The following is a 9449-nucleotide window of genomic DNA, read 5'->3' as shown; positions in this document are numbered from 1 at the left end:
GACCAGCCGGTAGTCGCGGATGCGCGCCGGGCGAAGCGCACAGTGCTGCGCCAAATGGTCGGGGGGAAAAAGCACCAACCGGTGTGCGCGCGGGCGCGCCCTGCGCAGGGCACAGTGGCGCGCATATCGGCCGGTGGCGCCGTGAAAGGTCGACGGGGCGGATCGGGCGGATCGGGTCGAGCAGCTCAGACGGTGGGGCGCAGCAGGTGCGGGGTGCCGCGCACGGAGACCCAGGCGATCAGCGCGCCCAGCAACGACAGCAGCACTAGGGCGACGAGGACCGGCCAGGCCAGGCCGATGACGCCACCCGTCCCGTCGGGGCGGTGGCGCAGCGCATCACCGGCATGGGTTTCGCGCTGGTCGCCGCGCCCTCCCTGATTCTGGTGGTCGGTGGCTTCGCCGGCGTCCTCGTGGTGAATGTCTGTGCCGCACTGACCAGCGCCGCAATCCTGACCCGGCTCTGGCGGGAGGTCGACTGGGCTCGCTGGCGCGTCCTGGTGGCCGGGGCGCTCATCGGCATCCTTTCCCGGGGCGTGGCTGGTCTCGGGCGCGGTCAGCGGGCTGATGAGCGTGACTGCGGGCGTGGGCGGTCCTGCGGTCAGCACGTATGCCGTCGCCACCGGCTGGCAGCAGCGTGCCTTCGCGGCCACGATGCAGCCCTATGCCCTGACCATCGGACTCCTCTCCGTCTCGGCCAAGCTGGCCTTGAACCCCACTGCATCTCCCTTGTCCGCGGTGGCCTGGGGCGGGGTTCTGCTCACCTGCGCCGTCGGGGTGGTCGTCGGTGAGCGCCTCCAGAGCAGGATCAGTCAGGTGACGGCGCGGCGTCTGCTGATTGCCCTTGCTCTGGCCGGCGCTTGCGCTGCGATCGGCCGTGGACTCTGGACGATTCTCCAGGGGTGAGCGACGTCTCGATGGCCCATTGGATCAACGGGGGTCTCTGCAGAACCGCAACGGGATCAGGTCGGGACGTTCGCTGAGCCGACCGCCCGCCGACCGAGGCGCCGGGAGATCTCGGCGGCGCATGCCTGGACCGCTCCGATGAGCTCCGGAGCGGGGTCGTGGCCGGCGCTTCCGATCGGGGACGTGACGGCGACCCCGGCGACCGGGTGGTCGGTGTGGCCCAGCACAGCAGCGGCAATCGAGGCCAGGCCGGGCGTCACGAAGCCGACCTCCTCGGCATACCCGCGGGTGCGGGTGCGGGTCAGCAGCGGTCGCAGGGTGGACAGCGACGTGGGCCCGGTGCCGTGGCGTTGCACGAAGGTGTCGGTCGAGGGGAAGAGCGCGCGCACCTGAGCGGCAGGAAGCGCCGCCAGGATCGCCAGGCCACTCGCGGTCAACGAGGCGGGCAGCCGCACCCCGACGTCGCTGACCAGCGAGGGCCGTCCGGCCACCCGCTCCTCGATGACGTAGAGCACATCGTGGCCGTGCAGGACCGCGAGGTGCGAGTTGTGCCCGGTGCGGTCGGCCAGCTGGGTCAGCAGGGGGCGCGCGATCCGCTGCAACGGTCCCTGCCGCGAGTAGGTCGAGCCGAGCTCGAACACGGCCACCCCCAGGCCGTAGCGCCGTTCCTCCGGCAGGTGCACCACGAAGCCCCGGTCGACCAGGACGGACAGCAGCCGGTATGTCGTGGAGCGCGGCAGCCCGAGCTCGCGGGCAATCGTGCCCGCCGGCAGGGGGGCGGCGTGCCGGCTGAGCAGGGTGAGCACGTCCAGGACGTGCGCTGCGGCCGGTGCGGGTGATGCGTCCGTGGGGCCTCCTCGTGCCACGGTCACTGTCCCACATGTGAGACAGCTATGGCGCGTGCGGCGGCAGGCCATTGCAGGACTGCCCGCTAAGGTTCACGATCTGCTGAGCGACCGGATTCTGACGTTCCTTCGTCGAGCGGATCAGCACCACCTCGGGCCTGTTCACGACGATGACGTCGCCCAGGCCCTGGAAGGGCCGATCCATCGGACCGGACGGAGCATCGACGAGGCTGCGCTCCAGCTGGCCGTCGAGGGCCCGCGTGGCTACCCCTTCCTCATCCAGCTGGTCGGCCACTGGGTCTACGGGGCCGCGCCGGATGGGCCCGTCATCTCCGCAGCGCAGGCAGGCCTTGGGGTCGCTGCGGCCCGGCGGCGCATCGGCGAGCTCGTCCACCAGCCCTCGCTGATGGAGCTCTCCGCGATCGATCGCACCTTCCTGGCCGCGATGGCCCAGGACGACGGTCCGTCCAACATGTCGGAGCTGACCGCGCGGCTTCAGGTCTCGCCCGACTACGCGTCGCAGTACCGCCTGCGTCTCATCGCCGCCGGAATGATCGGGGCGCCGACGCGTGGCAGCGTCGACTTCGCCCTGCCCTACCTGCGGGAGTACTTGCGCGGGACCATGCCACGACGCTCGGGATCTGAAGCAACGAGGTCGCGCTGGTGCCCCTGCCCCCGGGGGGCGGACGCCTCGAGCGCCGCGCCCAGCGTCATACGGAACGTGCGTGATAGCGCGACTTTCGTATGACGCTGACGTTCCGGCGCCGAGCGACGGTGTCTCATATACGAGACGCAATACCTGGGCAGACTCTGGCGACGGCCGTCGGATCTCGGTGCAATGGATGGCATGGAGAGGATTGACACCGCAGCCACCCATACGATCTCCGACACCACGGTCACGGTGGGCACGCTTGCGGTCACGAGCAACGAGCTCGTCGCCGTGGCGCGGCACGGCGCAGCGGTCCAGATCTCGGGCGACGCACGGGAGGCGATCGCCGCGAGCCGTGGGGTCATCGAGCGACTCGCCGACGACCCTCAGCCGCACTACGGCATCTCCACCGGCTTCGGCGCGCTGGCCACCACCCACATCCCGCTCGCTCAGCGGGCCCAGCTGCAGCGCAGCCTGGTCCGCTCGCACGCCGCCGGGTCCGGACCCGAGGTCGAGCGCGAGGTCGTCCGGGCCACCATGCTGCTGCGGCTGTCCACCCTGGCCACCGGGCGCACCGGGGTGCGGGTCGAGACCGCGCAGGCGTATGCCGACCTGCTCACCGCGGGCGTCACCCCTGTGGTCCACGAGTACGGCTCGCTGGGCTGCTCCGGTGACCTGGCGCCGCTCGCCCACTGCGCGCTGGCGGTGATGGGGGAGGGGCAGGTCCGGGACGCCCAAGGCGAGCTGCGCCCCGCCGCCGAGGTCCTCGCCGAGGCCGGACTGCACCCGGTGCAGCTGGCCGACAAGGAGGGGCTGGCCGTGATCAACGGCACCGACGGCATGCTCGGGCAGCTCGTGCTGGCGCTGCATGACCTCGACCAGCTGCTGGTCACTGCCGACATCGCCGCCGCGATGAGCGTGGAGGGCCAGCTCGGCACCGACGACGTCTTCGCGGCCGACCTGCAGGCGCTGCGCCCGCACCCCGGCCAAGCCGTCTCGGCCGCCAACCTGCGGGTACTGATGGCCGACTCGGCGATCCGGGAGAGCCATCGCACCCCCGCCTGCACGCGAGTGCAGGATGCCTACTCGCTGCGCTGCAGCCCCTCGGTGCACGGCGCCGCCCGGGACACCGCCCAGCACGCCCGTGCCGTCGCCGGACGCGAGCTGGCGGCCGCCATCGACAACCCGGTCGTCACTCTCGACGGTCGGGTGGAGTCCAACGGCAACTTCCACGGCGCCCCGGTCGGCTACGCCCTGGACTTCCTGGCCATCGTCGTCGCCGACCTCGCGAGCATCTCCGAGCGGCGCACCGACCGGTTCCTCGACGTGGCCCGCAACCACGGGCTGCCCGCCTTCCTGGCGCACGACCCCGGCGTCGACTCCGGCCACATGATCGCGCAGTACACCCAGGCCGGGATCGTCTCCGAGCTCAAGCGGCTGGCCGCACCGGCCCGCGTCGACTCCATCCCGTCCTCGGCGATGCAGGAGGACCACGTCGCGATGGGCTGGTCTGCCGCGCGCAAGCTGCGCCGGTCCCTGGACGGGCTGACCCGGGTGCTGGCCGTCGAGGTGCTGACCGCGGCCCGGGCCCTGGACCTGCGGGCACCGCTGCGTCCCGCCCCGGCCACGACCGCGGTGGTCGCGGCCCTGCGCGCGGCCGGCATCGCCGGACCCGGCCCCGACCGGCACCTGTCCCCGGAGATCGAGACGGCCGTCGACCTGGTCCGCACCGGCGGTGTCCGTCATGCCGCCGAGCAGGTCACGGGACCGCTCGCATGATGCAGCAGCCCGCGTATGCCGTGAGCCGACCCGCTCCGCACCCCTCAGGGTCGGTCGGGCCCTACCGAACCGAGGACGTGTGGCCGACCGGCCAGCCATCCGGCCAGCGCCTGCGGGATCGACAGCGCAACCAGCAGCCCGAGGGGTGCGCTCCAGCCCCCGGCCAGCTCGTGGACCACGCCCACCGCGAACGGTCCCACCGTGGCCGCGATCAGATAGCCCAGCCCCTGCGCCATGGTGGACAAGGCCGCGGTGTCGGCCGGCCGGGCCGTGCGCAGAACCACCAGGGTCAACGCCAGCGGGAAGTTGCCGCCCAAGCCGGCCCCGATCAGCACTGCCCACAGCGCCGGGAGGACGGCCGGGGCCAGGAGCACGCCGACGAACCCGGCCGTCGTGAACAGGGTCAGCACGACGGGAAACACTCGCTGGTCGCGGCACCGGGCCGCCCACGCAGGCACGGTCAACGCCATCGGGATCCCGGTCGCGGTGGCCAAGGCCAGGAGCAGCCCGGCATCGGCCGCGGAGATGCCGGCGGAGCGGTAGATCAGCGGCAGCCAGGCCAGCACGGCGTAGAAGCCCGCCGACTGCAGCCCCATGAAGACGGTCACCTGCCAGGCCAGGGGTTGACCGAGCAACGATCGCACGCCTCCCGGTCGGTCCAGGGTGGACACCCGACCGGCGGTCGAGCCCCGCAGCCGGGGCGCCCAGACGAGCAGACCCAGCACGGCGGGGACCGCCCAGATCCCCAGGCCGCCTCGCCAGCCGTATGCCGTGCTGACCGGCACCACGGTCGCGGCCCCGATCGCAGCGGAGCCGGTGAGGCAGGTCGTGTAGACCCCCGTCATCACGCCCGGATGTCGCGGCGCGTCGCGTTTGACCAGGGTGGGGAGCAGCACGTTGCCCACCGCGATCGCGCCGGCCGCCAGCACCGTGCCGGCGAACAGCGTGGCCGCCGAGGGTCCGCTGCGCAGCAGCAGCCCCGCCGACAGCAAGGCCAGCGCGCTCACCGCTGCGCCGTTCAGCCCGACCCGGTGGACCAGCCACGGGGTGAGCACCCCGAACACGCCGAAGCACACCACCGGTGCTGCGGTGAGCACCGAGACTGCCAGCACCGACAGAGCCAGGTCGTCGGTCACCAGGTCCAGCACCGGCCCGACGGCGGCGATCGGACCTCGCAGGTTGATGGCCAGCAACACGATGCCCAGCACGATCAGGCTGCGGCGACGCCACCGCGGGTGCACTCCGCCCTGGACCATGCTGCGCTCCACACCTTCCCGGATCGTCGGACCGATGGTCCGCCGACTTCTCGACCTCTGACCCTAGGCCCATCCCGCCTCCGTCCCTGTCCGCCCACCGGCCGGCGACCGCATACCTGCCGATGACCGCATACCCGAAGGAGAAGATCACCATGGAAGGCGCCCGACCTGTCCGCGCACCTCGAGGAACTGCCCGCACAGCCCTTTCTTGGGCCACCGAGGCCCCGATGCGGATGCTGATGAACAACCTGGACCCCGAGGTGGCCGAGCGCCCCGACGACCTGGTCGTCTACGGCGGCACCGGGCGCGCCGCCCGCGACTGGCGCTCCTTCGACGCGATGGTGCGCACGCTGCGCGGCCTGCGCGAGGACGAGACCATGCTGGTCCAGTCCGGGCGTCCCGTCGGCGTGATGCAGACCCACGAGTGGGCGCCCCGCGTGCTGATCGCCAACTCCAACCTGGTCGGCGACTGGTCGACCTGGCCGGAGTTCCGCCGGCTCGAGCAGCTCGGGCTGACCATGTATGGCCAGATGACGGCCGGGTCGTGGATCTACATCGGCACCCAGGGCATCCTGCAGGGCACCTACGAGACCTTCGCTGCGGTCGCCGCGAAGATCGCCGCCCGAGAGGGCGGGCAAGGGGGTGGTGCCGGGTCGCTGGCCGGCACGCTGACCCTCACCGGAGGGTGTGGCGGGATGGGCGGCGCACAACCCCTCGCCGTCACCCTCAACGGCGGGGTGTGCCTGATCGTCGACGTCGACGAGGCTCGGTTGCGACGGCGGGTCAAGAGCCGCTACCTCGACGAGGTCGCCGACTCCCTCGACGCCGGGGTCGAGCGGGCGCTGGCCGCCAAAGGGGCCCGTGAGGCGGTCTCGATCGGCGTGGTCGGCAACGCCGCCGAGGTCTTCGCCGAGCTGCTGCGCCGTGGGGTGGACATCGACATCGTCACCGACCAGACCTCCGCGCACGATCCGTTGTCCTACCTGCCCACCGGCATCGACCTGCGCGACTGGCACGACTACGCGGACAAGAAGCCGGAGGAGTTCACCGACCGGGCGCAGGAGTCGATGGCCCGGCACGTCGAGGCGATGGTCGGCTTCATGGATGCCGGCGCGGAGGTCTTCGACTACGGCAACAGCATCCGCGACGAGGCACGGCAGGGCGGGTTCGACCGGGCCTTTGACTTCCCCGGGTTCGTCCCGGCATACATCCGGCCGCTGTTCTGCGAGGGCAAGGGCCCGTTCCGGTGGGCGGCGCTGTCCGGCAACCCCAAGGACATCGCGGCGACCGACCGGGCCGTGCTTGACCTGTTCCCGGACAACGACCATCTGCAGAAGTGGATCCGCGGCGCGCAGGACCGGGTGGCCTTCGAGGGCCTGCCCGCCCGGATCTGCTGGCTCGGCTACGGCGAGCGGGACAAGGCCGGTGTCCGGTTCAACGACATGGTGGCCTCCGGTGAGGTCGAGGCGCCCATCGTGATCGGCCGCGACCACCGCGACTGCGGGTCGGTGGCCAGCCCCTACCGGGAGACCGAGGCGATGGCCGACGGCTCCGACGCGATCGCGGACTGGCCGCTGCTCAACGCGATGGTCAACACCGCCTCCGGCGCGTCCTGGGTCTCCATCCACCACGGTGGCGGGGTCGGCATCGGCCGCTCCCTGCACGCCGGCCAGGTGTCCGTCGCCGATGGCACCGACCTGGCCCGCCACAAGCTGGAGCGGGTCCTCACCAACGACCCCGGCATGGGCGTGATCCGGCACGTCGACGCGGGCTACGACCGGGCCGACGAGGTCGCCGCCGACCGCGGCGTCCGCATACCGATGCAGTCCGATGCCAAGGAGGAGTGAGATGTCCCAGGACACCGCCCAGACGGACCTCCGCACCGACGCGGATGCCCCCATGTGGAAGTTCTTCGTCTACAGCGCCATCGGCGCCTTCATGTTCTTCGTGCCGGTCACCATCGGCGAGAAGGACACCATCCTGCTGGACCACCTTGTCACCTGGGTGCGCGACGCCGTGCCCGCAGTGCTGCCGTGGTACGCCCTGGCGCTGATCGCCGCCGGCGCGGCATACCCGTTCGTGACCGGGACGTGGCGGCGTTCGAGCACCGACCTGGTCTTCTCGGTGGCCAAGGTCCTCGGCCTTGTGGTGGGGCTGATGATGGTCTTCGAGGTCGGCCCGGCCTGGCTGTTCGAGCCCGGCATGGGTCCGTTCCTGTTCGACACCCTGGTGATCGCGGTGGGCCTGCTGGTGCCGATCGGGGCGGTCTTCCTGGCCCTGCTCGTCGGCTACGGGCTGATGGAGTTCATCGGGGTGCTGATGCAGCCGGTCATGCGACCGCTGTTCCGCACGCCCGGCCGCTCCGCGATCGACGCGGTCGCCTCCTTCGTGGGCAGCTACTCCCTGGCGCTGCTGATCACCAACCGGGTCTACCTGCAGGGCAAATATTCCCAGCGCGAGGCGCTGATCATCGGCACCGGGTTCTCCACCGTGTCGGCCACATTCATGGTGGTGGTTGCCAAGACCCTGGGGCTGATGGAGCAGTGGACCCTGTTCTTCTGGAGCACCTTGCTGATCACCTTCGCGGTCACCGCGATCACCGTGTGGATCTGGCCGCTGGGCGCGACCAGCACCGACTACGCCCCCGGGGTCGAGCCGGCTCCGGAGGAGGAGGCCAAGGGTCGCCGGGTGCAGGCCGCCTGGCAGGCCGCGCGGGTTGCCGTGGCTCAGGCGCCGGGGGTCTGGCGCAACATCGCGGTCAACCTGCGCGACGGGTTGGTCATGGCGATGGCGATTTTGCCCTCGATCCTGTCGATCGGGCTGCTGGGGCTGGTGCTCGCGGAGTACACCCCGGTCTTCGACTGGCTGGGCTACCTGTTCTATCCGGTGACCTGGGCGATGCAGCTGCCCGAGCCGCTGCTGGCCGCCAAGGCCGCGGCGCTGGGCATCTCCGAGATGTTCCTGCCTGCCCTGCTGGTGGCCGAGGCCGCCATGCCGGTCAAGTACGTCATCGGCGTCGTGTCGGTCTCCCAGATCATCTTCTTCTCCGCGCTGGTGCCGAGCCTGGCCGCCACCGAGATCCCGTTGTCGATCCCGAAGCTGCTGGTGATCTGGGCCGAGCGGGTGCTGCTGTCGCTGGTCCTGGCCATCCCCGTCGGGTTGGTGTTCTTCGGATGAGCGCCCACGGGATGACAAGGGGATGGACGCCGTGACGACATCACATACGTCATACTCAGCGTATGACCGATCTGACCACCATCAAGCTGTCCCGCGAGACCCGGGACCGGCTGAAGGCGCGGGCAGGGGCCGAGGCGCTGTCCCTGGGGGACTACCTGGAGCTGCTCGCGACGCGCGCCGAGCGGGAGGCCCGCTGGGCGGCCCTGCGCCAGGCCGTGCGGGCCACGCCCCTGGAGCTGATGGAGTCCTACCGAGCCGAGACGGCACAGTGGGAGCAGACCGAGCAGGCCGACGGCGACCGTGGCTGGTGAGCACTTGGCCCCTGGTGCGGTCGCCTGGTCCTACCTGGAGCCGGTGCGAGGGCGGGAGCAGGGTGGGCGCCGGCCCGTGGTCGTCGTGGCGACTCAGGCCTACCTCGACGTCGTGGACGCCCTGGCCATCGTGGTCCCGGTCACCCGCACGGACCGAGGATGGCCCAACCACCCCGTGCTCACCGGCGTCGAAGGGCTCGAGCAATGCTTCGCGATGACCGAGCAGCCCCGCACCCTCTCACGCGAGCGGCTCGGCCCGGTGATCGGAGTCGTGTCCCCGGAGTGCCTGCAGGAGATCCGGCTGTGGCTGGGCGAGTTCATCGTGGCCTGAACGGAGCCACGCAGACGACGATGCTGCCTTGTGTCCTCAATGCTGCACTGCAGCGCAGCATTGGAGACAATCGACAGCACCCGAGGCCGACGAAGTGGGTGCCGTGAGCGGGATCTCGAGTTTCGACGCGATGTGGACGGACCTGGAGTCTGTTGGCCGAGTGGCGTCCGGAGGCTATCGGCGGTTCGCCTGGACCCG

The 9449-nt window shown here is 71.1% G+C and carries 11 protein-coding genes; 7 read left to right on the top strand and 4 right to left on the bottom strand.

From position 1 onward, the window contains the following. Positions 1–185 precede the first annotated feature (185 nt). Positions 186–605, bottom strand: coding sequence for a hypothetical protein (locus tag ACR2FV_RS03385; protein ID WP_434014291.1), 420 nt, complete (start codon positions 603–605; stop codon positions 186–188). Here ACR2FV_RS03385 and ACR2FV_RS03380 point away from each other — a divergent pair. Then, complete coding sequence (locus ACR2FV_RS03380; protein WP_434014290.1) at positions 583–903, top strand: hypothetical protein; 321 nt, start codon at positions 583–585, stop codon at positions 901–903. The genes ACR2FV_RS03385 and ACR2FV_RS03380 overlap by 23 nt on opposite strands. A 56-nt stretch (positions 904–959) precedes the next feature. Here the strand turns inward: ACR2FV_RS03380 and ACR2FV_RS03375 are convergent, their stop codons facing one another. After that, the gene (locus tag ACR2FV_RS03375) at positions 960–1769 is read right to left on the bottom strand and encodes an IclR family transcriptional regulator (protein ID WP_434014289.1); all 810 of its coding nucleotides are present in this window, start codon (positions 1767–1769) and stop codon (positions 960–962) included. Positions 1770–1794: 25 nt separating this feature from the next. Then, a complete protein-coding gene (locus ACR2FV_RS03370) occupies positions 1795–2142 on the bottom strand; it encodes a hypothetical protein (protein ID WP_434014288.1) in 348 nt (115 codons plus the stop codon). A gap of 12 nt (positions 2143–2154) precedes the next feature. Between ACR2FV_RS03370 and ACR2FV_RS03365 the strand changes: the two genes are divergently transcribed. Next, the gene (locus ACR2FV_RS03365) at positions 2155–2496 is read left to right on the top strand and encodes a hypothetical protein (RefSeq protein ID WP_434014287.1); all 342 of its coding nucleotides are present in this window, start codon (positions 2155–2157) and stop codon (positions 2494–2496) included. Between the two features lie 99 nt (positions 2497–2595). After that, positions 2596–4176, top strand: coding sequence for a histidine ammonia-lyase (hutH, locus tag ACR2FV_RS03360; protein WP_434014286.1), 1581 nt, complete (start codon positions 2596–2598; stop codon positions 4174–4176). Between the two features lie 44 nt (positions 4177–4220). On the opposite strand, the gene ACR2FV_RS03355 is transcribed toward hutH, so the two are convergent. Next, entirely contained in the window at positions 4221–5432 is a 1212-nt protein-coding gene (locus tag ACR2FV_RS03355) for a CynX/NimT family MFS transporter (protein WP_434014285.1), read from the bottom strand. Positions 5433–5584: 152 nt separating this feature from the next. On the opposite strand from ACR2FV_RS03355, the gene hutU reads away from it, so the two are divergent. The 4 genes from hutU to ACR2FV_RS03335 all read left to right on the top strand — a co-directional run bounded on the left by hutU (position 5585) and on the right by ACR2FV_RS03335 (position 9251). Beyond that, positions 5585–7279, top strand: coding sequence for a urocanate hydratase (hutU, locus tag ACR2FV_RS03350; protein ID WP_434014292.1), 1695 nt, complete (start codon positions 5585–5587; stop codon positions 7277–7279). Position 7280: 1 nt separating this feature from the next. Next, positions 7281–8609 carry a YjiH family protein gene (locus ACR2FV_RS03345; protein WP_434014284.1) on the top strand — a complete coding sequence of 443 codons (1329 nt, stop codon included), beginning with the start codon at positions 7281–7283 and terminating at the stop codon, positions 8607–8609. Positions 8610–8671: 62 nt separating this feature from the next. Continuing rightward, positions 8672–8920 carry a hypothetical protein gene (locus ACR2FV_RS03340; protein WP_434014283.1) on the top strand — a complete coding sequence of 83 codons (249 nt, stop codon included), beginning with the start codon at positions 8672–8674 and terminating at the stop codon, positions 8918–8920. 4 nt (positions 8921–8924) lie between these two features. Beyond that, positions 8925–9251 carry a type II toxin-antitoxin system PemK/MazF family toxin gene (locus ACR2FV_RS03335; RefSeq protein WP_434014282.1) on the top strand — a complete coding sequence of 109 codons (327 nt, stop codon included), beginning with the start codon at positions 8925–8927 and terminating at the stop codon, positions 9249–9251. Positions 9252–9449: the final 198 nt, after the last annotated feature.

Source organism: Ornithinimicrobium sp. (assembly GCF_051004135.1).
GTDB lineage: Bacteria > Actinomycetota > Actinomycetes > Actinomycetales > Dermatophilaceae > Ornithinicoccus.
Note: the sequence above shows the minus strand (reverse complement) of the source record. Positions and strands in the feature narration are given on the sequence as shown.

What these genes read in the sequence shown, in the direction of transcription:
- ACR2FV_RS03365 (WP_434014287.1), top strand. Translation starts at nt 2,155, where the DNA reads ATGGAGCTCTCCGCGATCGATCGCACCTTCCTGGCCGCGATGGCCCAG.
- hutH (WP_434014286.1), top strand. Translation starts at nt 2,596, where the DNA reads ATGGAGAGGATTGACACCGCAGCCACCCATACGATCTCCGACACCACG.
- ACR2FV_RS03355 (WP_434014285.1), bottom strand. Translation starts at nt 5,432, where the DNA reads ATGGTCCAGGGCGGAGTGCACCCGCGGTGGCGTCGCCGCAGCCTGATC.
- hutU (WP_434014292.1), top strand. Translation starts at nt 5,585, where the DNA reads ATGGAAGGCGCCCGACCTGTCCGCGCACCTCGAGGAACTGCCCGCACA.
- ACR2FV_RS03345 (WP_434014284.1), top strand. Translation starts at nt 7,281, where the DNA reads ATGTCCCAGGACACCGCCCAGACGGACCTCCGCACCGACGCGGATGCC.
- ACR2FV_RS03340 (WP_434014283.1), top strand. Translation starts at nt 8,672, where the DNA reads ATGACCGATCTGACCACCATCAAGCTGTCCCGCGAGACCCGGGACCGG.